Source organism: Shimia sp. NS0008-38b, assembly GCF_040370365.1.
Lineage (GTDB): Bacteria > Pseudomonadota > Alphaproteobacteria > Rhodobacterales > Rhodobacteraceae > Shimia.
This window is the reverse complement of record NZ_BAABWQ010000002.1, coordinates 883,009-906,333: the sequence shown is the minus strand read 5'-3', so window position 1 is coordinate 906,333 and position 23,325 is coordinate 883,009. Positions and strand designations below refer to the sequence as shown.

At 55.5% G+C, this 23,325-nt stretch carries 22 protein-coding genes; 8 read left to right on the top strand and 14 right to left on the bottom strand.

Annotated features, from left to right (window positions below; translation table 11 throughout):
- Positions 1 to 26: 26 nt before the first annotated feature.
- A complete protein-coding gene (locus tag ABWV47_RS10525; RefSeq protein ID WP_353311485.1) occupies positions 27 to 1,385 on the bottom strand; it encodes an ABC transporter substrate-binding protein in 1,359 nt (452 codons plus the stop codon).
- Between the two features lie 187 nt (positions 1,386 to 1,572).
- On the opposite strand from ABWV47_RS10525, the gene ABWV47_RS10520 reads away from it, so the two are divergent.
- Both ABWV47_RS10520 and ABWV47_RS10515 read left to right on the top strand, forming a co-directional pair.
- Positions 1,573 to 2,640 (top strand): substrate-binding domain-containing protein, encoded by a 1,068-nt coding sequence (locus tag ABWV47_RS10520; RefSeq protein WP_353311483.1) that lies wholly within the window; start codon positions 1,573 to 1,575, stop codon positions 2,638 to 2,640.
- Between the two features lie 4 nt (positions 2,641 to 2,644).
- Positions 2,645 to 3,967: a GH1 family beta-glucosidase gene (locus ABWV47_RS10515; protein ID WP_422063198.1), complete on the top strand. Its 1,323-nt coding sequence runs from the start codon at positions 2,645 to 2,647 to the stop codon at positions 3,965 to 3,967.
- Here the strand turns inward: ABWV47_RS10515 and ABWV47_RS10510 are convergent, their stop codons facing one another.
- The 11 genes from ABWV47_RS10510 to ABWV47_RS10460 form a co-directional block, all read right to left on the bottom strand.
- Positions 3,968 to 4,690 carry a copper homeostasis protein CutC gene (locus ABWV47_RS10510; protein ID WP_353311481.1) on the bottom strand — a complete coding sequence of 241 codons (723 nt, stop codon included), beginning with the start codon at positions 4,688 to 4,690 and terminating at the stop codon, positions 3,968 to 3,970. It abuts the gene before it with no gap.
- Positions 4,677 to 5,816, bottom strand: a complete 1,140-nt coding sequence (gene nagA / locus ABWV47_RS10505) for an N-acetylglucosamine-6-phosphate deacetylase (protein WP_353311479.1) — start codon at positions 5,814 to 5,816, stop codon at positions 4,677 to 4,679. The genes ABWV47_RS10510 and nagA overlap by 14 nt, the downstream gene beginning before the upstream one ends.
- Positions 5,813 to 7,042 (bottom strand): class II D-tagatose-bisphosphate aldolase non-catalytic subunit, encoded by a 1,230-nt coding sequence (locus tag ABWV47_RS10500; protein WP_353311477.1) that lies wholly within the window; start codon positions 7,040 to 7,042, stop codon positions 5,813 to 5,815. The genes nagA and ABWV47_RS10500 overlap by 4 nt, the downstream gene beginning before the upstream one ends.
- Complete coding sequence (locus ABWV47_RS10495) at positions 7,039 to 7,941, bottom strand: ROK family protein (RefSeq protein ID WP_353311475.1); 903 nt, start codon at positions 7,939 to 7,941, stop codon at positions 7,039 to 7,041. The genes ABWV47_RS10500 and ABWV47_RS10495 overlap by 4 nt, the downstream gene beginning before the upstream one ends.
- The gene (locus ABWV47_RS10490; protein ID WP_353311473.1) at positions 7,938 to 8,987 is read right to left on the bottom strand and encodes an SIS domain-containing protein; all 1,050 of its coding nucleotides are present in this window, start codon (positions 8,985 to 8,987) and stop codon (positions 7,938 to 7,940) included. Before ABWV47_RS10490 ends, ABWV47_RS10495 begins: the two co-directional genes overlap by 4 nt.
- Complete coding sequence (locus ABWV47_RS10485; protein ID WP_353311471.1) at positions 8,984 to 9,982, bottom strand: SIS domain-containing protein; 999 nt, start codon at positions 9,980 to 9,982, stop codon at positions 8,984 to 8,986. Before ABWV47_RS10485 ends, ABWV47_RS10490 begins: the two co-directional genes overlap by 4 nt.
- Complete coding sequence (locus ABWV47_RS10480) at positions 9,979 to 11,115, bottom strand: Gfo/Idh/MocA family protein (RefSeq protein WP_353311469.1); 1,137 nt, start codon at positions 11,113 to 11,115, stop codon at positions 9,979 to 9,981. The genes ABWV47_RS10485 and ABWV47_RS10480 overlap by 4 nt, the downstream gene beginning before the upstream one ends.
- Positions 11,116 to 11,124: 9 nt before the next feature.
- Entirely contained in the window at positions 11,125 to 12,222 is a 1,098-nt protein-coding gene (locus ABWV47_RS10475; RefSeq protein ID WP_353311467.1) for an ABC transporter ATP-binding protein, read from the bottom strand.
- Between the two features lie 89 nt (positions 12,223 to 12,311).
- The gene (locus ABWV47_RS10470) at positions 12,312 to 13,523 is read right to left on the bottom strand and encodes an ABC transporter substrate-binding protein (protein WP_353311465.1); all 1,212 of its coding nucleotides are present in this window, start codon (positions 13,521 to 13,523) and stop codon (positions 12,312 to 12,314) included.
- 21 nt (positions 13,524 to 13,544) lie between these two features.
- Positions 13,545 to 14,387: a carbohydrate ABC transporter permease gene (locus tag ABWV47_RS10465; protein ID WP_353311463.1), complete on the bottom strand. Its 843-nt coding sequence runs from the start codon at positions 14,385 to 14,387 to the stop codon at positions 13,545 to 13,547.
- Position 14,388: 1 nt separating this feature from the next.
- Positions 14,389 to 15,321, bottom strand: coding sequence for a carbohydrate ABC transporter permease (locus tag ABWV47_RS10460; RefSeq protein ID WP_353311461.1), 933 nt, complete (start codon positions 15,319 to 15,321; stop codon positions 14,389 to 14,391).
- 221 nt (positions 15,322 to 15,542) lie between these two features.
- On the opposite strand from ABWV47_RS10460, the gene ABWV47_RS10455 reads away from it, so the two are divergent.
- Complete coding sequence (locus ABWV47_RS10455; RefSeq protein ID WP_353311459.1) at positions 15,543 to 16,298, top strand: GntR family transcriptional regulator; 756 nt, start codon at positions 15,543 to 15,545, stop codon at positions 16,296 to 16,298.
- 1 nt (position 16,299) lies between these two features.
- The gene (locus tag ABWV47_RS10450) at positions 16,300 to 18,078 is read left to right on the top strand and encodes a family 20 glycosylhydrolase (protein ID WP_353311457.1); all 1,779 of its coding nucleotides are present in this window, start codon (positions 16,300 to 16,302) and stop codon (positions 18,076 to 18,078) included.
- A gap of 25 nt (positions 18,079 to 18,103) precedes the next feature.
- On the opposite strand, the gene ABWV47_RS10445 is transcribed toward ABWV47_RS10450, so the two are convergent.
- On the bottom strand, positions 18,104 to 18,664 hold the full coding sequence (locus ABWV47_RS10445; protein WP_353311455.1) for a TetR/AcrR family transcriptional regulator: 561 nt from the start codon (positions 18,662 to 18,664) through the stop codon (positions 18,104 to 18,106).
- 358 nt (positions 18,665 to 19,022) lie between these two features.
- Between ABWV47_RS10445 and ABWV47_RS10440 the strand changes: the two genes are divergently transcribed.
- Positions 19,023 to 19,487, top strand: coding sequence for a nuclear transport factor 2 family protein (locus ABWV47_RS10440; RefSeq protein ID WP_353311453.1), 465 nt, complete (start codon positions 19,023 to 19,025; stop codon positions 19,485 to 19,487).
- Positions 19,488 to 19,497: 10 nt separating this feature from the next.
- Entirely contained in the window at positions 19,498 to 20,121 is a 624-nt protein-coding gene (locus tag ABWV47_RS10435; RefSeq protein ID WP_353311451.1) for a pyridoxamine 5'-phosphate oxidase family protein, read from the top strand.
- Between the two features lie 32 nt (positions 20,122 to 20,153).
- Here ABWV47_RS10435 and ABWV47_RS10430 read toward each other — a convergent pair whose 3' ends face one another.
- Positions 20,154 to 21,167 carry a LacI family DNA-binding transcriptional regulator gene (locus ABWV47_RS10430; protein WP_353311449.1) on the bottom strand — a complete coding sequence of 338 codons (1,014 nt, stop codon included), beginning with the start codon at positions 21,165 to 21,167 and terminating at the stop codon, positions 20,154 to 20,156.
- A 135-nt stretch (positions 21,168 to 21,302) separates the two neighbouring features.
- On the opposite strand from ABWV47_RS10430, the gene iolG reads away from it, so the two are divergent.
- Together iolG and iolB are read left to right on the top strand one after the other, a co-directional pair.
- Positions 21,303 to 22,304, top strand: a complete 1,002-nt coding sequence (gene iolG, locus ABWV47_RS10425) for an inositol 2-dehydrogenase (RefSeq protein ID WP_353311447.1) — start codon at positions 21,303 to 21,305, stop codon at positions 22,302 to 22,304.
- A gap of 209 nt (positions 22,305 to 22,513) precedes the next feature.
- Positions 22,514 to 23,320 (top strand): 5-deoxy-glucuronate isomerase, encoded by an 807-nt coding sequence (gene iolB, locus ABWV47_RS10420; RefSeq protein ID WP_353311445.1) that lies wholly within the window; start codon positions 22,514 to 22,516, stop codon positions 23,318 to 23,320.
- The last annotated feature ends 5 nt before the right edge of the window (positions 23,321 to 23,325 follow it).

The following is a 23,325-nucleotide window of genomic DNA, read 5'->3' as shown; positions in this document are numbered from 1 at the left end:
AGGCGGTGTGTTTTAGATTGGAGCGCTTACTTCAGGGCGTCCCAGCTGTTCTGAATTTCGGTGGCCACGGTTGCCGCGTCTTTGCCACCTGCAAAGTCAACCATGCCTGTCCAGAAGGACCCTGCGCCAACACCGCCTGGCATCAGGTCAGAGCCGTCGAAGCGGAAGGTTGTTGCGTTTACCAGAATGTCTGCCTGACCACGCAGCGCGTCGTTCAGATAGGTGTCTGGGTTCACGGTTTTCAGCGGTGTCAGGAAGCCTGACTGAGCGCCGAACACTTCGTGCGCCAAAGGCAGCTGGAAGAATTCCATCAATGCATTGGTGGCATCAGATGGATCGGTGATTGCCATCAGAGTGCCGCCGCCCAGAACTGGGTTGCCGAGATCTTTGCCTTCGTAAGATGGGAAGTAGAAGAAATCTACGTCTTCACCAAATTCGATGCCTTCTGGGAAGAAAGCGGGAACGAATGAAGCTTGACGGTGCATGTAGCACTCTGGCGGAGACGCAAACATGCCTTTGGGGCTGTCGCGGAAATCTGTGGTGGCCACAGCACCGGCGCCGCCGGAGACCTTGGCGTCATCGCCCACAAACCAGCCAAATTCTTCGATCGCAGCCACAACGCGTTCGTCGTTGAATGGGATCTCGTTGGTGGTCCATGCGTCATAGACGTCTGCAGGCTGTGTGCGCAGCATGAGGTCTTCGACCCAATCTGTCGCAGGCCAGCCAGTTGCTGCACCGGATCCGAGACCAATACACCATGGCGTGCCACCATCTGCGACGATCTGATCCGTCAGGGCGCGGAGGTCTTCCATGGATCCAGGCACTTCGTATTCGGAGTCTTCGAAGTTTTCCGGAACATACCAAACCAGAGATTTGACATTCACGTTGTAGAAGAAGCCATAGTGCTGACCCGCGCCGTCTTTGTCGGCATAGGTGCCAAGATCAACCCAGCTCTGTCCTGCGCCATAGTTTTCAACAGTCCATGGGGACATGCTTGCTGGCAGGGGGTGCAAAAGACCACGTGCGGCCAGATCTGAGGCGAGGCCCGGCTGGGGGAAGACGGCGATGTTGGGCGCGGCACCTGCTTCGGCGTCGATCACGATCTGCTGCTCAAAGCTGTCAGAGCCAGTGTAAATCGCTTCTGCACCTGTGGCGTGAATGAAGTAGGCCAATACGGAGCGGAAGACATCGTCTTCAGGCTGCAACCATGGGCCAGCAACGGTGACGGTTTGACCGGACAGGTCAGGCGCGTTTTCGGCCCAAGCATTGTAGCTGTCCCAGCTGAAAGCACCTTCGCCGGGGGCGAATTTCAGGTGGCCGTCTGCCATGGCGGCGCCCGCCATCAGCGCAAATGCGGCCGCTCCTGCATACAAAGTCGTTTTCATGGAGTTCCTCCCAGTTCATGAAACTGAAAGCAGTTTACCAAAGCGCTTTGGATTTTGCAATGTGCTATAAATTGGAGCGCTTGTGCGAAAGTTACATATGAATTATTAGGTTTGTAGGAGGATGTGCTTTGAGAGAGTTGCGGGGGGAGCCCTAGGGCGTAGCCATAAAATTTAAGCGCTTTGGATAATGAAGTCTAAGAAAATGAACTTAAAAGACCTGTCGGAGGCATTGGGGTTGTCACAAACCACGGTGAGTCGTGCGTTGAACGGATATCCCGAAGTGCGCGAATCAACCCGGCAAAAAGTGTTGGAGGCGGCGGAGGCCTATGACTATGCGCCAAACACCCGCGCCAAGACGTTGGCGACCGGTCATTCGATGGCGATCGGGCATGTTCTGCCACTCAGTAAAAAGCATGAAATGGTGAACCCGATTTTTGCAGATTTCATTGCGGGGGCCGGGGAAATCTATTCGGACAATGGCTATGATCTTTTGTTGTCGGTCGTGGATGATCAGGACGAAGAGTCGAGCTATCGCAAGTTGGTGTCACGCGGGGCAGTCGATGGGCTGATTGTCCACGGACCTAAAGTGCGTGACCGGAGGATTGCGTTGTTGCAGGGGCTTGGTGTGCCGTTTGTGGTGCACGGACGGTCCTCAGACGTGATCGAAGACTACAGCTGGGTGGATGTGAACAACAAACGCGCTTTTCAGCGGGCGACCGAGTTTTTGCTTGATCTTGGACACCGTCGAATCGCGTTGCTCAATGGCTTGGCAGATATGGATTTTGCCACGCGTCGTGGGGCTGGATACAAAGCGGCGCTTGCTGCGCGCGGTATTCAGGCGGACCAGAGTCTTATGTTTCACGATGAGATGACTGAAAACTACGGGTATGAAGTGTGCAACCGATCGTTGGCGATGGACAAGCCGCCGACCGCCTTTGTGGTGTCGTCGATAATTCCTGCGATCGGCGTGCGTCGGGCGCTTGCCGAAGCGGGGCTGCAGATGGGTCGGGACGTGTCCGTGGTGATCCACGATGACGCGCTTAGCTATTTTGGAAATGTTGGGGAGGTGCCCGAATTTACCGCGGTGCGCTCCTCTGTGCGCGAAGCCGGTCGGCGGGTGGCACAGGGTCTGATCTCGATGATTCAGACCCCCGGTACAGTATTGCATCAGGAAATGATGGAGGCGGCGCTGACTGTGGGTCAATCCACAGGGCAAGCACCGGCGCTTCGAGAGGTTTTAGAGCGAGATGACTGACATGATGAACCACAAACGATCCGATTTTCCGGAAGGGTTCCAATTTGGCGTTGCAACGTCGAGTTACCAGATTGAAGGCCATAGTTTTGGTGGGGCAGGTCGCACCCAATGGGATGATTTTGCAGCCACACCGGGAAATGTGGTGCGGGCCGAAAATGGCGCCGTTGGGTGTGATCACTACCATAGGATGGATGAAGACCTAGACTTGATCGCCGGGCTGGGCGTGGACACTTATCGGTTTTCCACCAGCTGGGCGCGGGTTTTGCCAGAAGGGCGCGGTGCGGTAAATGAGGCCGGGTTGGATTTCTACGACCGGTTGGTTGATGGGCTTTTGGAGCGTGGTATCAATCCGGCAGTGACACTGTATCATTGGGAATTGCCCTCACCGCTGAACGACGCCGGTGGGTGGCGCAACCGGGATATTGCCAGTTGGTTTGGTGATTACACTGAGACTTTGATGAAGCGCATTGGTGACCGCGTCTGGTCGGTGGCGCCGATCAACGAGCCGTGGTGCGTAGGATGGTTAAGCCACTTTATGGGCCTGCATGCACCGGGGCTGCGCGACATTCGCGCCACAGCACGCGCGATGCACCATGTGTTGCTGGCGCATGGCACAGCCATTCAACGGATGCGTGGTTTGGGCATGAACAACCTCGGGGCTGTGTGCAATTTTGAATGGGCCGCTCCGATTGACGACAGCCCAGCGGCCGTGGCCGCCGCGGCGCGTTATGACGCGATTTACAATCGTTTCTTTTTGGGTGGGATTTTTAAAGGCGAGTATCCAGCGCTTGCGTTGGAGGGGCTTGAGCCGCATCTGCCTCAGGGGTGGCAGGATGATTTTGGTGTGATCACCACTCCGGTGGATTGGAGCGGTCTGAATTACTATACGCGCAAGGTTGTTGCCCCAGACGACAGCCCATGGCCGAGCTATTCAGAGCACACGGGGGATTTGCCTCTGACATCTATGGGATGGGAAATCTATCCCCAAGGTTTGCATGATCTGCTGATGCGGATGGCCCGAGAGTACACGGGGGACATGCCGATCTACGTCACCGAGAATGGCATGTCTGCGCCGGATCAGCTTTCAGGTGGGAGCGTCGAAGATCCTCACCGGGTGTCCTATCTGAATGCGCATATGGATGAGATCAAAAAAGTGATCGCTGCCGGTGTGCCGTTGAAGGGCTACTATATCTGGTCGCTTATGGACAATTACGAATGGGCGTTGGGCTATGAAAAGCGATTTGGGATGATCCACGTCGATTTTGACACATTTGAACGCACACCCAAGCAGTCTTATCACGCGCTGGCAGCGGCCTTGCGCAGCTGATCACACAAGAGAATTGAGAACATCTCTAAAGGTGGCCACCGTTGCACGGTCGGTCACCTTTTGCGTTTTAGCGAAGCCGAAACGGTGCAGATGATCGGCGACAGGCACTTCGGTGCTGCAAGAAGCGTGAAAAGACGTGATCTGGGTCTCGTTTGCAATTTTGGCCAAGTTAGACACTGATATTCCGCTGCCTGCCATAATTTCGATCCGCCCTGCTGCGGCGTTATGAAGGGCCGCAAGTGCGGTCAGGCCATCTACGGCCTTTGGTGCTCCACCTGATGTCAGGATACGATCAAACCCCAATGCGATGACCTGTTCCAATGCCAGCAGTGGGGCATCAACAAGATCAATCACCCGGTGGAGCGTGACCTCCATATTCCCAGCAGCTGACTTCAGGGCGCGCAACAAGTCGGTGTCAAGTGCGTTGCCAATAGAGGCGCCGACAACAATGCCCGCGAGACCTGCTTTTTTCACGGCAGCGACAGAGGCCAACATGGCGTGCTGATCTGCGGCGTTGTAGTGGAAGTCCCCGGCGCGCGGACGGATCATCGCGTGACACGGAAACCTGTGTTCCTTTGCCAATGCGATCAATCCGGGATCAGGGGTCAACCCGCCAAGATCCAAAGCACTGCACAATTCGACGCGATCAACCAAGCCTTCGCAGGCTTCAAGACCGGAAGGCGCGTCTATGCAGACCTCAAATGTGAGACTATTCTGCTGCATTTGGGGTCTGAGGGGCAATTGCATACTCCGACAATGTGCCCCGGACGGAGTGGTCCACATCAAGCAGAATGAGATCTTCTAATGGGCGGTTGAGCGGCGAAGCCAGAGCTGAAACGCCCATACACTTGGCGGGTGTGGTGATGGCCATACGCAGGGCTGCATCTGGTGAAATGCCCACTTTCTCAATCAAGCGCTGCACGCCTTCCGCCTGCGTGATATGCGCGCCGGCAAGATTGCCCGCGCTGTTGAGCAGGCGTCCGTCCTGTAGAACCACGTCCCGCCCATAAAGGTCAAACCGATCGGGTCCGCCGACTGTGGCCATTGAATCTGATACCAGCATCATGCGGTCCGGCTTTGGTCGTGCCCGGATCGCCAGACCAACCATGCTGTCATCCACGTGAAAACCGTCAGCAATGATGCCTGCATAAAGCGTTGAATTGATCACGGCGCCAACAGCCCCAGGTTCACGGCTGGTCATTGGTGACATGGCGTTGAACAGGTGGGTGGCACAGGTAGCGCCCGCGTCGATAGCGGCTTGCACTTGATCAGCAGTGGCATTGGTGTGGCCCAGTGAGACCACCGCACCGGTTTTTGCCAAAACGGAGATTTGTTCCAAAGGCGTGACTTCGGGAGCAAGCGTGATCATCACGGGCAGGCCGATGTTGCGCAGGTGGCTGACAACGGCAATCGTACGATCATCAAGCGGCCGGATGAAGCGCGCATCATGGGTGCCTTTGCGGGCCTCGGAGATATGCGGCCCTTCGATGTGCAAGCCAATGATACCCGGGATGCCCTTGGCCGAAAGAATTGCATTGGCGACGTCATCCAGCACGTTGGCTTCGTCTGTAATCACGGTTGGCAAGAGCGCCACGGTGCCAAATTGGCGATGGGCCTTTGCTATTGTAGCGATGCCTTCCCGTGTTGGGGTCGCGTTCAAAAGCACACCGCCGCCACCGTTGACCTGCAAGTCGATGTAGCCCGGGGTCAGCAAGCCATGGACCTTTTGCGCGCCCTTAGGAGCTGGTCCGATGTCGATCACGTGCCCATCTTTGACGTGCAGGCCAATGCCAGATTGGATTGTTTGGCCGTCAAACAGATGATCAGGGATGATCCAATGATCGATCATGAGGTTTCCTCAATGAAATAGGGTTCCAGCGCAAGTTCGATTTGAGCGTCGATCAAGCGTTGAGCATGTGAGCCTGAAAGCTCTTCAGCGCGTTCAAGCGTTGTGGTGCCAAAAGCTGCTCGGACCGAGGCTTCGTTGAGCACATTGGGTGTGTCCGCCATCAAGCGGGCGACAGCGGCCTGTGCTTTGGGTTGCGGCCAATAATAGCGAATGCGGTCCGCGAGACCAAAATGGCGCTGACGGTACACACATTTTGTGTCGCCGTGGTAGTGTCCCTGCCAGGATTTCGGGTTGCTCAGCATCAGTTCTTCCATCGTGGCGCGCAAGACGCCGGTTGGTTGGCGCAACGCATCTAGGGAATAGGCTGCCTGTCGGTAGGCAAAGGTCAGCGCTGGGCCCACCTTTTGAAAGGCAAAGCCCAATTCTGCAAGGCGTTTGAAGGCGCGCGGGCGTTGATAATCGGTGGAGTGTGCTTCTAGGCATACGGTTGGGTGATCGACAAGCGCCCGAAGGAAGCCCGGATCGCGACTCATAGGCAAATGATGCACGTCTGTGGGGCCAAATTCGACACCCGGTTGCACAACAAGCCCTCCGATCAGAGGTGCAAGATCGCCAAACGTATCGATGTGCGTCGTTAACGTGGCGGCCGCTGCGGCTGCATCTGTTGGTGGGATGTCATCGTCCTCATCCGCGCGCGCGCCGCCGGGTGGGGGCACTTCGGTGCCGACCACAAACAGCAGCCTGTCGCTTTCTTGTGCACAGACCTTGGCCAGATCAGCAGAGCGGGCGGCCGTTTCACTGTCGGTCAATTGAGCGGTTTCGCCCGCACAGCCTTCGGAACAATCGAGATGAATTTTGCCAAATCCCGCACGCACATAGTCTCGGACCAAGACGCGTGCTTTTTCCATTGCGGCCTCTGCGGGCAGGTTGCGCCATGCCTGTGGGCCGAGATGATCACCACCAAAGATGATGCGATCACGATCGACGTTGGCACGATCCGCAATGTCATGCACATAGCGGATAAACCCTTCGGGCGTGATGCCGGTGTACCCACCGTCTTGGTTCACCTGATTAGAGGTGGACTCGATGACGATGTGGCGATCTCGGCGCTGAGCAAAAGTGAGTGAGGCCCGCAACACATCAGGATGTGCGGAGCATACAGACGGTATGGCCACCGGCGTGCCCGCGCGGTTTTGGGAAATGATCTTGCGTAGCGTATCTGTCATGTGTTGGCCTCCTGCCAGGCGGCATAGGCTGCACCACGGGCACCGCTGCTGTCGCCGCCTTGCGCCAAAATGAGTCGGGCGGTCGAGAAATCACCGATTTGAGCTTTCTGCGCGGCAACGGACAAATCTTGGATAACCCCTTCAATCCGACTCAATCCACCGCCCAAAACGATCACGTCTGGGTCAGCCGTGAGTGTCAGGCTGTGAATAAGTTCCGCCGCGAAGGCGCACCAAATTGTCCAGACCTCAGCCATGTCTGTGTGGCGGCGGGCGGCTATCTCTGGTGGAGAGATATCTTGACCGGTGAGGGTTTTGGCAAGCGTGGCGAGGCCGGGGCCAGCAACATAGGTTTCAATGCAACCCAAACGTCCACATCCGCAACGATGGATCGGCAGGTTGTGCCGGCTGACCAAATGGGCGGGAGCGGAGGTGTGGCCGAACTCTCCTCCGGTGAGTGTTGGACCTTGCAGTAGAGACTGTTTCACCACAATGCCGCCACCAATGCCCGTTCCGAGGATGAGTGCCATCACCGTGTTGTGGCCTTTGCCAGCGCCAAATATCGCCTCTGATAGTGCCATTGCCCGGCAGTCGTTGACATATGTGATGGGGCGCCCTGCCGCGGCGTTGATATCGGCGGGAAAGGGCTTGTCCGTTGCTGGTAGATTGGCTGTGAGGGCAAGGCCGGTGTGCGGGTTTATGAGCCCCGCTGCGCCTACGCCAACAGGGAGTTTTTCACCTGATTCCGCTTCGGCCCAAGCCACTTGGTCGGCCACGGTTTGCACAAGATCATCATAGCTCTCAGGTGTTGGGTCGCGGTGGCGGGCCACTTCGTTCCAGTCTTGATCAAACAGGCGCACTTCGCATTTGGTGCCCCCCAGATCGATGCCCGCGACGGTCATGCGCCCACCCCGTGGAGTTTGACGCCGGACACAACACGGCTGAGCGTGCCTTGGCCCGTGAAGGGATCATCGACATTCAGGCCCAGATCAGAGGCCCATTGCACACCATCTATTTGCGCAGCTGCGATACATAGCGGGGCAGCCCATGCCGGCCCAAACGGCATATCGATGGGTATGTCACCCAGTGGGCCGATGTTGGTCACGCGCGCGTCGGGGAATTGGGCACGTAATTCCGTGACCAAATCTGCGTCATACGCACTGGTAGGCGCTTGCGGGCTGGAAAATATAGTGATGGCGGTGACATCCCGTACAAAGGATTTTGGCCCGTGGCGAAACCCCAATGTGCTGTCCCAGAGTGCAGGTGTTTGGCCTGCGGTGAGCTCCATAACTTTAAGCGCCGCCTCGCGCGCGGCGAAGGCGAGTGGACCAGATCCAACATAGACGGCGCGGTCTGGACGTGGTGATCCAAGCGCAGGCAGCAAGGCGTCTAGTTGATCTGCCAACGCATTGAAGCGTGTCGCTACATCACAGGGCGCGTCAAACAGGGCGAGCGCAGTGAGCAACATGGTGGAGAAGCTGCTGGTCATCGCAAATCCCGCGTCATGGGTGACCTCAGGCAGAGAGATGACTTTCAGAGGACCTGACGCGCTGCGGGTGGCCAAGGCACCATCTGGATTGCAGGTGATGTGCAGCCGCGGGGCGTCAGGTGCCAGTGCATCCAGCGCATCCAGCGTGCCGAGACTTTCTGTAGAGTTGCCAGACCGCCCAAAACTGACAACCAAGGGTCGGTTTCCGGTCAGGAATGCGCGCGGATTGGCGACCAAATCTGTGGAGGGCACAGACCGCGTGCCAGGCACAGCTGCGGAAATGATGTCGCCAATATAGGCGCTTGTTCCGGCACCACAGAACCACACTTCGTCAGCGTCCTGAGAAGCGATCCAATCACGAAGACCAGCCACATCGAGCGTCTGTCCCCAAGCGCGCCAGATCGAGGGCTGTTGATGAATTTCTTTCCATGTTGCCCACTTTTGAAGCGTGTCAGTCATGTTGTTTGTGTCACTTTCGACAGAGTTTCCGGTGCATCGGGGTTCAAACCCAATGCCAGAGCAGTTTCAAGGATCACGGGATACATCACTGCGAGAAGGTAGGCGGCTGCGGCGGCGGGTTTGACCGCAGTTTCGATATGATCGGTTACGCGCAGGCGGTGAACGTCACATCCGACGGAAGTGAAACGCGCTTCGGCTTGATCTAGGCTGTCCTGAATGTCAGCCTGCCCTGTGTCTAAGATCAGCACCATCAACGGGTTGGTTGCGAGCTGCAAAGGGCCGTGTAGCACTTCGGACGCGGAATAGGCTTCGGCATGAAGTGCACAGCATTCTTTGAGCTTAAGCGCCACTTCTTGGGCCGCTCCAAAGCCAGTGTCGCGGCCAATAACATAGAAGTGGCGCGCGCGCAGAAAAGCCGCCCGCAATGCTGTTGCGTTTGGCAAGGTGGCCGGGGCATTCCTCAATGCGTCCGCAGAAGTTTTGGCATCATATTTAGAGTCTAATCCAGCTAAAATCGCCATACCAGCTGCAATGGATCCAACCACGGTTTTGGTGGCAGGAACTGCGTTTTCGGCGCCTGCACCAATGGCGATTGTGGCCTCGGCGGCAGCTTCTACCGGGCTGTTAGGTATATTGGTCAGCGCGAGGACTTTGGCTCCGCGATCGGCGGCACCTTTGGCGCTGCGTACGAGGTCCTCGGAGGCGCCAGATTGGCTCACCACAAGTGCAGCTGCGCCGTCCATAGACACGCCTTTGCCGATGGAGAAAACAGAGGGCGGCAGGGAGGTTACCGGCACGCCCAGTTCGCGCATAAACTCATAAGATAGAATATTGGCCGCAGCGTCGGAAGAGCCGCGAGCAATGGTGTAGATTGCTTTGGTATCAGCCATGTTCGGAAGCGTGGCATTTTGAGTTGCTGCCCGGACAAAGACACCAATGGCCTCCGCGCTTTCCTTAGCCATCAGTGCGCCGGGCACAGTGCTGTTCATTGTCATTCTCGCAATCCATATGTGTCAAATTCGGCCCATGTGGGGGCCATGTTGATCATTGTTCCAGTCACGCGCGCTTCATCCAGCGCCATCGCAACCAATCCCGCTTCCAGAGCATCAACGACGCCCACAGGCAGGCTTTCGCTGTCGCCCTTCAGGAACGCGGCGATGTCATCCACCATCATGTGGTCTGCGCCGTAATGGGCAGAGGCCCGTGCTTGGTCCATTTGGGTATAGTCGTGATCGGCTATCACGGTGCCGTCGCGTGCGGTGGCTTTCAGGTAACCACGTACAAAGTCGCCTTCGGCCATGCCAAGCGCACCCATCACACAGAAGCGACGATGCTCGTCTGGCACGTTGAGATTCGTATGAAAGGCCAGTGAGGACCCGGTTTCGTAGTGCAAAATGGCGGTTTGGTTGTCGATGATATCACCGTCGGAGCGGAAAGGATCATCGACGCTTTGCCATACGCTTTTTTTGCGGTGCATGATTTCGTTTTCGGTGTTCGAGCTGGGTGCAAATTCCGGCACAAAGGATTTGCGTCCTCCAAAGCTGGCCACGCGATCCGGGCGTGAGCCAGTGATCATGTTGTAGATATCCAAATCGTGGCAGCATTTCTCCAACATGAAACCACCGGACCAGTGCACCATACGGCGCCAGTCTCGCATGAAGAAAGCCCCATGATATGGCGCAATGTGTTCGCTGGCATCCATGGACGTGATTGGGCCAAGCTGATCCAACACGCGGCGCAGATCGACCATATGCTGAGAGTAGCGTAGGACCAAGCCGACCATCACGCTGTCCGTGCCGTGCTCGGCCAACAACGTGGCCAGCTCCATGGTTTCCGCTTTTGTGGTCACCACCGGTTTCTCGGTGAAGATGCGGACACCTGCCGCCAATCCAGCCTTGATATGCTCCAGGTGGAAGCTGTTTGGAGATCCAACAAAGAAGAGATCTGGGGCCGTTTCAGCCAGCATAGTCTCTACATCGTCGTATTGAGGCACCTCCGTGCCAATCATTTCAAGATGGGTCGGTTGTGGATCAAAGAACCCGACAAACTCCACTTGTGGCATCGCCTCTTTGAGAATTGAGAGCACATGCCCGGCCCGAAGGCCAATACCTGCTGTAACAACGCGCATGACGTATCCTTATGCGACCAGAGCCGGGGCTGATTGGCGGCGCAGAACTTGGCCGTCGGTGCGGAAAACGTGGCAATCCTCAGGTGCAACCGTCAGGCGCATGTTTTTGCCTTGTTGGATTGGGGCGTCACCGGGCAGCGAGGCGCAGAACCGGGTACCGGTTCCAATTGTGCCGTAGGTGATGGACACACCACCGAGGCGTTCCAGCACGTTTACGGTGATATCCAGACCTTCGGTGCCAAGCGTGACGTGCTCTGGACGGATGCCTACCTCGACGGTGTCACCTTTGTCGACGCCTGAGGTGTCGACGGGCAGTGACATGCGGTGGCCCCCTTCCAATTCCACAGACAATGCGCCGGAGGTTTTGAGCACTTTGGCGGGCACAAAATTCATATTGGGTTGGCCGATGAAGCTGGCGACAAATTTGGTGGCGGGATGGTGGTAAAGCTCCATCGGTGTGCCAAACTGCTCCACCAGTCCGCCGTTCAGAACCACAATTCGGTCCGCCATGGTCATGGCTTCGACTTGATCGTGGGTGACGTAGACCATGGTTGCGTCCAACTGGTTGTGAAGCTGGCTCAGCTCAACACGCATGTCCCCGCGCAACGCGGCATCAAGGTTGGAGAGCGGTTCGTCAAACAGGAATACTTTGGGTTCGCGCACAATCGAGCGACCGATGGCGACCCGCTGGCGTTGACCACCGGAGAGTTGTCCTGGCTTCAGGTCCAGTTTTTCGGTGAGTTGCAGAACGTCGGCGGCGCGTTTCACGCGCGCATCGAGATCTTCTTTCGCCATTTTCTGCACGCGCAGAGGAAAGGCAATGTTTTCATAGACACTCAGGTGCGGGTAGAGCGCGTAAGACTGAAACACCATGGAGATACCGCGGTCCACCGGGGCGGCGTCGCTGACGTCTTCGCCTCCGATCACGATGGAGCCAGAGGTGGCTTCCTCAAGACCAGCAATGATGCGCAGCAGAGTGGATTTTCCGCAACCTGAGGGGCCTACGAAGACCACAAATTCCTTGTCCTCGATTGCGAGGCTGATGTCATGCAACACTTTGGCGGTGCCGAAAGATTTGTTGATTGCATTCAGGTTGAGCGTCGCCATTGGTCTGTCCGTTTCTGAGTGAAGGTTCGTGAGTGATGGCGCTCCGGCCATGCCGTCGAAGTGGCACGCCCGGAGCAGGGAGAAATCGCTTACAGCGCGTCGTCGAGCTCTTCGCCCGCGATGGTCACCAGATTGTCGACCGTGTCATCCTGCAAGATGATGCCTTGCACCATGTTGGTGAATACGGACTGAAGTGATTTGAAATCTTCCACGAGCGGCTCTGGACCACCGGTGGAGATTGACGCTGTGAAAGTCGGCCAAATGCCGTCTGCATAGTAGAGATCATCTTTGCCAAGCTTGGCGTAATCCAGAATTGGTGTCAGACCCCAGCTGCTGTCCAGATCGTACTGACTGTCACCAGATGTGATGCGTTTTGCCAATTCCTGCGCCAGATCTTCGTGACCGGAGCCTTTGAACACCACAATTGAATCGGTGATCAGGATTGAGCCACTTTCACCGGATGGACCTGCTGGAACAGGCGCAACGATTTGATTGATGTCTTCGTTGTGCTGGCCGTAGCCCCACGGACCGGACACATACATCGCGATCTGACCGTCGTTGAACAGGTCACGCAGTTGGTCGCGTTCCCAAGCGGTTGGGCCGTCTTGAGCCACATCCACAAGTTTGCCGTAGAATTCCAGAGTTTCGCGAGTCTGCGCACTGTCCAGCATGTTTTTGCCAGATGCAGAGTCAATCACCACACCACCGTTGGAGTACAGGTAATTGAGGAACTGGTGCATGGTGTTGTCGAAGTCTTTGCCTGCAAGACCAACGCCAGCAGAGTCGGTGTTGTCGACCACACCTTTGGCCATGTCATACATCGCGTCCCAGGTTGCAGGTGCTACGCACTCCTGACCGGACGCTTCAACGATGTCACAGTTGATGTAGAGACCTTTGGTGGAAAACGCGTGCGGATAGCCCCATGCGGTGCCTTCAACGGTCACTGTGTTTAGAACACCCGGCTGATACGGGGTTTCCGGATTGATTTCTGCCGGAACGATCAGATCGTTGTTGGCCAGCTGGCGCAATGTACGCGAACCCATGTACGCGATGGAGGGCGGATCGCCCGCGGCGGCCAGTGTCAGTGATTTGTCTTGGCAGGTGCCCCATGGCACGGCTTCGAGGTTCACTTTCACGCCATCAAAGTCAGCTTCAAATTGATCAACCACGGCTTGGTCTGCGGCGCGGACTTCGCCGCCACACATGATGAAGTGTAGTTCTTTGGCGTGTCCGTCAGCAAGCGCGGCTGTTGCAGCGCCAGACAGAAGGGCAGCACCCAATGTCAGTTTTGCGAGTTTCATTATAGTCTCCCTTGGTTTTGATTATTCTTTCACGGCGCCTGCGGTGAGGCCGGCGACGAGATATTTTTGGAGGAATAGGAAGATGACCATGACAGGCAATACGCCTACCAAGGCAGCGGCCATCATCTCGTTCCAGGTCACCGACTGGTAGCCGATGAATTCATACAGACCAGCAGGCAGCGGTTGCAGCTCGCGGGTCTGGTTGAATGTGATTGCGAACAGAAATTGCTGGGCATAGGCGCCGATGAACACGGCGACACCCACAACAATCAGACCCGGTACCGCCAGAGGCAGAACAACACGGCGCAGCGTGTAAATGCGGGACGCGCCATCTACAAAGGCGGCTTCTTCCAGTTCGCGTGGAATTTTCTCTAAGTAGGATCGCAGCAGCCAGATGCCTGTTGGGATCAAAAAGGCCACCCCGGGCACAATCATTGCCCAGTAAGTGTTCAAAAGCCCCATTGTGCGCAGCACGCGGTACAGTGGGATCAGAAGCACGGCGCCGGTGAACATGTTGACGCCGAGGAAGATCGCAAGGCTCATGCTTTTGAAGGGGAAGTCCAACCGAGCATAGGCGTAAGCGGCTGGCACCACAAAGACCATGGTGATGCTTGTCACAGCGCTGGCGATGAAAATCGAGTTGAAGATGTAGCGGCCTAAAAGTGGAACCGTGACCCACATGTCTTTGTAAGCCTGAAAGCTAAAGTCGTCCGACCAGAACTGATAGGGACTACGGAAAAGATGCTCCAGTGGACGCAAAGAGGCCATGAACATTTCAAAGAACGGCAGCAGGATAAAAGTGAGAAAAACTGCCAGCGCCGCGTAAATCCCGATCATCTGAAGCTTTGTGTAACGATCCATCATGTTACTTCACCCCGTAGCGTTTGTTGATTTTGTTAAGGAAGAACAGATAGATGAGAGAGAATACGGCGAGCAGGAACACGATGATCACAGCCCGAGCAGCGCCCTCGCCAAATTTGTAGTTCCCGATAGCGACCTTGTATGTGTCGACGATCAACGTGGTTGTTGCGCTGCGTGGGCCACCTTCGGTCAAAATCCAGATGATTTCGAAGCTGTTGAAGGTCCAGATCGCGGACAAAAGCGCCATAGAGACAATCACCGGCATGATTTGTGGTATCGTGATGCGGCGGAACCTGTACCAACGCCCAGCGCCGTCCACCCATGCAGCCTCATACAAATCGCGAGATACACCTTGCATGGCGGCAAGGAAAAAGAGCGTCACCATCGGCGTGCCAACCCAAACATCAGTCACGATTGCGGAGTAAAATGCAGAGGTTTTGTAGGCGAGGAATTCAAACGGTCCGTCGATGATGCCAAGCTTCATCAGAACACCAGACAGCACGCCAAAGTAGCCGTTATAGAGCCACAACCAGCCAATACAGCCGATGGCAATTGGGATCACCCACGGTGGCATGACAAGTACGCGAAACAAGGCCCGGCCGGGGATGGCAGCGTTTAGAAGGACGGCGCCAATAAGACCTAGCAACAGCTTCAGGCTGACACTGAGGAACATCCAATAGAAAGTACGCACGATGGTCTGATGAAATTTCCGGCTGTCTGCGAGGTCCTGATAGTTCTCAAGACCAACGAATTTTTCGCCACCCAGCCCGGCTTCCATAAACGACAGGCGAATGGTCTCCGCCAATGGCCAGGCCACAATCACAGCGATGAAGAGCATGGCGGGACCCACAAGCAACCATCCGAAAAGCCCCTCTGACAAAGTGCGGCTGCGCACCTCTGTGGCTGTCTGCGATGCCTGTGCAGATAGTTCGGCCATCAATTTCCCCCTTGGTCGATCTGTTGCTTCGACGCTGAGTCGAATCACTGCGTTACAAATATGTTACCCCAAAAGAACCAAAACACTACCAATATAATACCAAAGCTAAATCTCGTATTTTTACACATATAAAACAGCGAGTTATGAGAAATATTGAGGACACCTATTGCGCCTAAGTATTACATTGGTATGGTTTTTAGAGACCATGAGGGGGAGGCCTTATGACCACTACCAATGATTTTTTCCGTCCGGATGCGTGGTATCGTTCTGGTCGAGGCCCTCGGTATCAACAGCTTCATCGCCATATTTCCGCAGAGATACGCGCTGGGACTTTACAGCCGGGAGATCAGTTGCCACCGGAGCGTGATTTGGCAGAGGTGGCTGACATCAGCCGCGTCACCGTACGCAAAGCTGTGGCTCAATTGGTCGAAGAAGGGTTGATTGAACAGCGGCGCGGGGCCGGCTCGTTTGTGGCTGCAGCTTCGCCGAGACTAGAGCAATCCTTGTCGTCGTTGGTGTCTTTTACGGAGACAATGCAGGCGCGTGGCATGGAGGCTACAAGCGTTGTGCTGGATCGTGGTCTGTTTTCACCCAATCCCGACGAGATGGTGACGCTGGGGTTGGCTGCACATGAGAAGGTTGCGCGCATCAACCGATTGCGTAGCGCGGGCGGGACACCCGTGGCCTTGGAGGATTCCTCTTTACCTCGAGACATCCTGCGCGATCCGCAGCAGGTCCAAACTTCGTTGTATGAGGTGTTGCGCAAAGATGGCAGCGCGCCCACCCGCGCGATTCAACGAGTGACCGCGATGAACTTGACGCCGTCTGACGCTGAGAAGATGAAATTGCCTGAAGGCAGCGCAGTTTTGCAGATCGTGCGGACAGGGTATTTGTCCTCGGGGCGTCCGATAGAGCTCACACGAGGGCTGTATCGATCTGATATTTATGACTTTGTTTCCGAGCTTAGATTGGACTGACATGCAGTATGAAAGCCGCATTGCGGGTGACACGATCCTTTGTACATTTGTGTCCGACCGTGGGCTAACCGCCCCGGTATTTTGTTTTTCAGGCATGGGGACATTTGAAGCGATTTCAGGTGGAACAGTGACACATAGTTTGGGGAGCTACACCGAAATTAGCTTGCCAAATTTGACTGTCGGTGCGCGACACGTGCTGGAGATAAAATATGCAGGTGGGTTCACACCGGCCAATCGGGCGTGGTTGCCTTTGGGCCCATATTTGCGGGTGGGAGAGAAAACAATCACTTTGCCCAAACCGAACTCCGGGTGCCGAGCACAACGCCTGCCGGATTTGGGGCCCTTTGAGGGATTGGGTTTGGTGCCACAGCCAGAGACATGGCTGCCTTCTGAGGGCGTGATTTCGATAACTGGTGTTGTTTGTGATCATCCAGCTTTTGCAGCGGTTTCCTCGTTGGCCAGCCGAAAGGGCTGGTCATTTCAAGGTGAAATAGAGACTGTTTTTGAAGAAACGGACATGCCAGAGGATGCCTATGAACTGACGATATCGGAGATGGGGCTCAAAGTGCGTGCCGGCGGGTATGGCGGGTTCTTCTACGCGGGGATTACGTTGCTGACTCTGATGCAACAAGGACCTTTGCGTTGCGGCACAATCAAGGATGCTCCGCGATTTGGCTGGCGAGGCCAGCATTTGGACGCGGCACGGCATTACTATGCGCCGGAAACGATCCTTGAGCTTTTGGATTTGATGGCTTTGCTGAAGCTGAACAGGTTTCATTGGCACTTTGCCGATGATGAGGCCTTCCGATTGGAGATCGAGTGTGTGCCGGAGTTGTGGCAGAAAACCGCATTCTGTGGCGAGGGGCACCTCTTGCCAGCTCTGTTTTCTGGCGCGATCGAAGCGGGCGGCAGTTATTCCAAGGAAACGGCGCGTGCAATCGTCGCTCACGCCAAAGCGCTCAATATTGAAGTGATGCCGGAAATCGAAGTGCCGGCGCATGCTATTGCATTGACACATGTGTTTCCTGATCTGCGCGACCCAGCCGACAACGGTGCCGAGGTCAGTGTGCAGGGCTACAAAGGCAATGCGGTGAACCCGGCAATAGCACGCACCTGGGATGTGCTAGAGGCAATTGCGGCTGAGGTTGGAGCGTTGTTCCCGTTTGGTCATCTGCATCTTGGTGGCGATGAATTGCCGGAAGGTACGTGGATGGGCAGCCCAATGGCGCGGGCTCTGATGGAGCGCGAAGGTTTGGAAACAACCGACGACCTGCAGGGGTGGACGATGGCAAAGCTCGCGGCCAAAGTTGTCGAGAACGGGCAGCGCCCATGTGGCTGGGAAGAATCCGCGCGCGGCAATCAAGGAGGCATGGGGCACAATGCCATCTTGTTCAGTTGGACAGGTCAGGGACCCGGACTAGAGGCGGCGCGGCAGGGCTATGATGTGGTCATGACTCCGGCGCAACACGTTTATTTGGATATGGCACATACCGATGATGTGGATGACTGGGGGGCAAACTGGGCCGCTTATGTGAGCCTTGCTGATACCATCAATTGGGAACCCGTTTCTGATCCTGCGCTGACGGATCGCATTATAGGCGTGCAGGGTGCGTTTTGGTCGGAATTCACGACCAAGGATTCGCAAATGTGGCCTATGCTGATGCCTCGCCTGCTTGGCGTCAGCATCAAAGCCTGGCAATCCAACGAAGTGACCGTTGATGCGTTGACCCAACTGGCAAGGCTATATCAACACGGGTTGGGAAAACAGGTTTGGACGTAGAACCTTGGTTTGTCGTGCGTCTAGTTTAGGCGAGATCTGCCATCAGAATCTGCGCAACCTGTTTGGCCTGTTTGGCGGGGGCGGTGGTGTGGGACATGGCGGCCAGTACAATGGCCCCTTCTTTCAATAGCAGCAATTCTCGCGCCAGTTGGGACGGATTGCTCGCATTTGCCTGTTCCGCCAAAGTGCGGAAATGCTCTTCCAACAAGCGCTTGTGTTCAAAGGCGTGCAGGTTGATCGCGTCGCCCTGATCCTGAAACTCGGCGCTGGCTTTGATGAACATGCACCCTCTGAAGCTGTCTTCAAGGAACCACTGCTCTAAGATGTCAAACATAACCAAAAGCTGGCCCGCCGGGGTGTCTGCCATCTCTTCCATCTTGCGACACAGCCAGTTGCGAAAACTCTCATCGCGCAAACGCAAGACCGCAAGGATGAGCTCTTCTTTGGTGCGAAAGTGCTTGTAAATGGATGTTTTGGAGACGCCGGTTTCCTTGGCAACGAGATCCATGCCGGTGGCGTGAAATCCATTCCGATAGAACAGAGGTAGGGCATTTTCCACCAGTTCTGCGCGTTTGTTTTGGCTCATTTGTGTACCTAGGTTGACCGGTCAGTAAATACATTCACATCCTAGCCAGGTCAAATGGAACATTTTATATATATAAAAATCAAATAGATAGGAGGTGTTTTGGGAGGGATGATCCGAAATTCGAAAATGACATCTTGAAAAGGTGAACAGATCGGTACATGTATCATTTCGCAAACATTAACCGATCTGTTCACCTTGGGGGAATTGATGCCATACCTTTCAACGGCTCTCACGCTTCAACTATCCCCGTCGTGAAGGGCTTCTCGATCCCAGAGCCCTTCCCTAAGCCGACCTGCGGGCCCTGTCCCCCTGATCTCCGCAGGTCGGCACCTAACCCAAAACGGATATCCGAATGTCTATGACCCGTCCTCCTTTGCCCCCTTTCACACAGACCTCAGCGCGTCAAAAAGTGCGTGCCGCAGAAGATGCGTGGAACAGCCGAAACCCTGACATCGTGACCCCGGCCTATTCCGAGGACAGCGTCTGGCGAAATCGTTCCAGCTTTGTCGCTGGACGCACCGACATCCACGCTTTTCTGACGCAAAAATGGCACCGCGAACATGAGTATCGGTTGATCAAGGGGCTATGGACCTTTGCAGGACATCGCATCGCCGTCCGGTTTGCTTACGAATGGCATGATGTCGAAGGGCAGTGGTTTCGCTCTTACGGCAATGAAAATTGGGAATTTGCCGAAGATGGTCACATGCGTCGCCGGATTGCGTCGATCAATGATCTTGCCATTTCTCACACTGATCGCCTGTTCCATTGGCCGTTAGGCCCCCGCCCAGAGGGCCACCCCGACCTTGAAGATTTGAGCCTGTAGGAGACACATCATGGCCCTTGCATTTGCAGACATCGCGTTCACCCCAACCGTACAGGCGCAGCAGGAGAAAAACGGCTCTGGCAATTACCGAAACCTGTTGTCTCCCGAGCGCCAAGGTGGTGACAGACTGCGACTGGCCGAGGCCGCCTTTATTGAAGCACGTGACGGGTTTTATCAGGCGAGCACATCGGAAACGGGGTGGCCTTACGTTCAGTTTCGCGGCGGCGCGCCGGGGTTCCTGCGCGTGCTTGACGAGCAAACCATCACTTATGCGGATGTTCGCGGCAATCGGCAGTACATCAGCCTTGGCAATTTGACTGGAAACGACCGTGTGGCTCTCATATTGATGGACTACCCGAATGCCCGTCGGCTGAAAATCTGGGGGCGAGTGCAATTCTTGGAACAAGATTCGGCGGAGTTCGACAGCCTGCTTGAAGAACCACTGTCGTCGAAAGTTGAGCGTCTGGTGAAAATCCATGTGGAAGCCTTTGATTGGAACTGTCCCCAGCATATTCCACGCCGATTCACGGAAGGAGAGGCGATTGACCGGATTGCGGCACTAGAGGCTGAGAACGCAAAGCTGCAAAGGCGACTAAGCCAAGCCGTTCGAGAGACCCCTTCAAAAACCCAATGACTGCACTGTGCCTGACAGTAAAGTTTGAAAAGTCAGGCGCTTGTTCGAGCGACAATCTTGCCTTGAAAGGCACTATATCTGGCAAGATTAGGCTCTCCGCTGAGCACTTCAATTAGCCCATTGGCGAGAGCCTTTATGGGCTGAGCATAGGTGGTGAGATCATAGTTCGGATTGGCGGCATACGGCGTGTCGTCAAAGCCGGTGATTGCGACATCATCTGGAATACGCAGTCCAAACTCATAGCGCACGGCGTCGCTCGCCCCCATTGCGAGTGCATCGTTTTCGCACACCAAAACGTCAGGAAAATCCACCCTAGGGAGCGATTTCAGATGATGTGCAACGCGGTCGTAGGCTTGTTGTGGATCATAGGAGCCGACCACAAGGTGTTCGGGATTGTTGCCTTTGGAGTGTCGCCATTGCGCTTGAAAAGTCTCCCAGCGCAAAACGTGGGCGGAGGTGTGTTGCGGGCCAGCGACAAACAGGGGCTTTTGATAACCTTGTTTGAGCACGTAGGCACCGATCGTCTCCATTGCCTTCTGGTCATCGCAGCAGATTGAAATTGTGTTTGCATTGTCAGAATAGCGCGCAAACAGGATGAGTTTGCGGATGCGCTTGGCCACAAGCGCCGTTTGCAAAATCTTATCATCAAACTGCACCCCGATCAGCACGGCTGCATCCACGCGACGCTGGCTGGCGGTGAGCAGCGCGCTTGAAGCGTCTTCTGAGTTGAGTGTGTTGACCAGAAGTGTGTCCCAACCATTTTGGCGTAGGACATTGGTCAGAGTTTCGAGCATGACCAATTTGTGCGGATTGGCGAAGTCATCCACGAGCAAAGCCACAAGATTGCTGCGATCGGAGGCAAGACTGGAGGCCAACAGGTCTGGCGCGTATCCAAGTTCTTTTGCGGCAGCCATCACCCGTGTCCGTGCGCTCGCAGATATTGAAGCGTTTGTTTTAAAAGCGCGATTCACGGTCCAGCGGGAAACGCCCGCCAGTTCAGCAACATCATCTGCTGTAACGCTGTGTGATGTAGATTTGTCGACCATGTTTGCGCGCTCCTTGACGGCTATCCTATTGTGATCGGTTGTGTGATGCCACCGTTTTGCACGCGCGTGCAAAAAGAAGTTGCACGCGCGTGCAAAGTGGGGGAATTAGGAACCACAAACTGAATCGAGGGCAACATGATTAATGTAGGATTGCTTGGCGCGGGGCGCATTGCGACGGTCCATGCACGCGCCATCAAGGCACATCGTAACAGCACATTGGTGGCTGTGGCGGATGTTGTGGCAGAAAACGCCGCGCGGTTGGCAAGCGAGTTTGGCGCGGATGTGCGCACAAACGAAGAGATTATCGCGGATCCCAACATTGACGCGGTTTTGATCGCCACGCCCACGGATACGCACTCCCCACTGATTGAATTGGCGACGGCATCAGGCAAAGCTGTGTTGTGCGAAAAGCCAGTCGATTTGAGCCTCTCACGGGCCCTGAAATGCCAAGAGGTTGTTTCAGGATCTGATAAGCCAGTGATGATCGGTTTCAATCGCCGGTTTGACCCGAATTTTCGCGCTCTGAAAGACGCATTGCGAAACGGTGACATCGGCAAAGCAGAACTGTTGTCGATCACCTCCTTTGATCCAGCGCCTCCTCCGGTGAGCTATGTCAAGGTATCGGGTGGATTGTTCCGCGATATGATGATCCACGATTTTGACATGGCAAATTTCATCATGAACGAAGCGCCGGTGTCGGTGATGGCGACCGGATCATCGCTTGTAGACCCCGAAATTGGGGCGGCTGGGGATGTTGACACTGCGGTGGTAACGTTAAGCTACGCGGACGGTCGAATCGCTGTGATCAAGAACTCTCGCCGTGCGGCCTATGGTTATGATCAGCGGGTTGAGCTTCTGGGATCAGAAGGGCTTTTGCAGGCTCAAAACATGCTTGAAAACACTGTCGTTACATCTACGGCCAACGGGGTGACCGGTGCAAAGCCAACGTATTTCTTCTTGGAACGTTACATGCCGGCTTACGAGGCGGAGTGGTCCGACTTTGTAGAGGCCATTGAGAGCGAAGGCCCGATGCCGGTGTCCTTGGAGGACGGTATTGCCGCTTTGGCAATGGCGGAGGCGGCAACCCGATCCGCGCAAACAGGGCGCCCTGTGTTGATGTCAGAAGTGTTGGGCTGACAGGCGCAGTCAGTATATGAGCGACAGGGGGCGACAAGAAAGCTCTGTGTCGCTCTCGTTTCTTGTACAATTGATGGTTTTCGAGAATTCATTGCAGGTCGCTTGAAGCTGTGTGCCTAGCACAAGCCTCGAAAGGATGAATGTGATACCATCGGGAAACTCCGTGGCCTGGGGTTGCAAATAGCGATGCGTGAGCAAGCGAGGATATGATGGCAGACTTACTGAGAAAACCCTTTGGCACACGTGGCAAAGTACATGATATCACACCTGCCTCAGCTGGCTGGCGTTATGTTGGTTTTGGCCTGTACCACCTTAAAGCTGGCGACAAAGCTGCGGAATGTACCGGGGACACTGAAGTGATCTTGGTGGTGGTGGAGGGTAAGGCGCGTATCTCCGGCGCCGGACAAGATTGGGGTGTATTGGGCGCGCGCATGTCTGTGTTTGAAAAGACCGCGCCGCATTGCCTATATCTTCCCAATGGCAGCGATTGGGACGCGGTGGCCGAGACAGATTGCGTTTTGGCCGTGTGCGCGGCGCCAAGTAAAGGCGCACGCAGCGCCCATCGCATTGACCCGGACGGTATTGCGCTTACTGAGCGCGGAACAGGCACCAACACACGCTATATCAACAATATTGCGATGGAGAATGAGGACTATGCCGACAGCTTGCTTGTAACCGAGGTGTTCACCCCGGCTGGGCATTGGTCGTCGTATCCAAGCCATCGACATGACGAGGATGACTTTCCCCGAATTACCTATTTGGAGGAGACCTATTATCATCGCCTCAACCCGGCAAGTGGGTTTGGGGTGCAGCGGGTCTACACCGACGATGGACAATTGGATGAAACCATGGCGGTGTCCGACGGGGATGTGGTGCTGGTGCCACGAGGCCACCACCCATGCGGCGCACCTTATGGGTTTGAAATGTACTATCTCAATGTGATGGCGGGGCCACTACGGAAGTGGCGTTTCGTGGCAGCGCCGGAAGTCACATGGATTATGGAGCGAGACGCCTAAGCGTC

Excerpts from the sequence above, each read along its gene's own strand:
- ABWV47_RS10495 (WP_353311475.1), bottom strand. The coding sequence starts at position 7,941 with ATGACCGTCGCGGGCATCGATCTGGGGGGCACCAAATGCGAAGTGCGC.
- ABWV47_RS10435 (WP_353311451.1), top strand. The coding sequence starts at position 19,498 with ATGGCCCTTGCATTTGCAGACATCGCGTTCACCCCAACCGTACAGGCG.
- ABWV47_RS10510 (WP_353311481.1), bottom strand. The coding sequence starts at position 4,690 with ATGCAGCAGAATAGTCTCACATTTGAGGTCTGCATAGACGCGCCTTCC.
- ABWV47_RS10430 (WP_353311449.1), bottom strand. The coding sequence starts at position 21,167 with ATGGTCGACAAATCTACATCACACAGCGTTACAGCAGATGATGTTGCT.
- ABWV47_RS10460 (WP_353311461.1), bottom strand. The coding sequence starts at position 15,321 with ATGGCCGAACTATCTGCACAGGCATCGCAGACAGCCACAGAGGTGCGC.
- ABWV47_RS10475 (WP_353311467.1), bottom strand. The coding sequence starts at position 12,222 with ATGGCGACGCTCAACCTGAATGCAATCAACAAATCTTTCGGCACCGCC.
- ABWV47_RS10445 (WP_353311455.1), bottom strand. The coding sequence starts at position 18,664 with ATGAGCCAAAACAAACGCGCAGAACTGGTGGAAAATGCCCTACCTCTG.
- ABWV47_RS10440 (WP_353311453.1), top strand. The coding sequence starts at position 19,023 with ATGACCCGTCCTCCTTTGCCCCCTTTCACACAGACCTCAGCGCGTCAA.
- ABWV47_RS10525 (WP_353311485.1), bottom strand. The coding sequence starts at position 1,385 with ATGAAAACGACTTTGTATGCAGGAGCGGCCGCATTTGCGCTGATGGCG.
- ABWV47_RS10480 (WP_353311469.1), bottom strand. The coding sequence starts at position 11,115 with ATGCGCGTTGTTACAGCAGGTATTGGCCTTCGGGCCGGGCATGTGCTC.
- ABWV47_RS10485 (WP_353311471.1), bottom strand. The coding sequence starts at position 9,982 with ATGACAATGAACAGCACTGTGCCCGGCGCACTGATGGCTAAGGAAAGC.
- ABWV47_RS10470 (WP_353311465.1), bottom strand. The coding sequence starts at position 13,523 with ATGAAACTCGCAAAACTGACATTGGGTGCTGCCCTTCTGTCTGGCGCT.
- ABWV47_RS10490 (WP_353311473.1), bottom strand. The coding sequence starts at position 8,987 with ATGACTGACACGCTTCAAAAGTGGGCAACATGGAAAGAAATTCATCAA.
- nagA (WP_353311479.1), bottom strand. The coding sequence starts at position 5,816 with ATGATCGATCATTGGATCATCCCTGATCATCTGTTTGACGGCCAAACA.
- ABWV47_RS10465 (WP_353311463.1), bottom strand. The coding sequence starts at position 14,387 with ATGATGGATCGTTACACAAAGCTTCAGATGATCGGGATTTACGCGGCG.
- ABWV47_RS10450 (WP_353311457.1), top strand. The coding sequence starts at position 16,300 with ATGCAGTATGAAAGCCGCATTGCGGGTGACACGATCCTTTGTACATTT.
- iolG (WP_353311447.1), top strand. The coding sequence starts at position 21,303 with ATGATTAATGTAGGATTGCTTGGCGCGGGGCGCATTGCGACGGTCCAT.
- iolB (WP_353311445.1), top strand. The coding sequence starts at position 22,514 with ATGGCAGACTTACTGAGAAAACCCTTTGGCACACGTGGCAAAGTACAT.
- ABWV47_RS10515 (WP_422063198.1), top strand. The coding sequence starts at position 2,645 with ATGAACCACAAACGATCCGATTTTCCGGAAGGGTTCCAATTTGGCGTT.
- ABWV47_RS10520 (WP_353311483.1), top strand. The coding sequence starts at position 1,573 with ATGAAGTCTAAGAAAATGAACTTAAAAGACCTGTCGGAGGCATTGGGG.
- ABWV47_RS10455 (WP_353311459.1), top strand. The coding sequence starts at position 15,543 with ATGACCACTACCAATGATTTTTTCCGTCCGGATGCGTGGTATCGTTCT.
- ABWV47_RS10500 (WP_353311477.1), bottom strand. The coding sequence starts at position 7,042 with ATGACAGATACGCTACGCAAGATCATTTCCCAAAACCGCGCGGGCACG.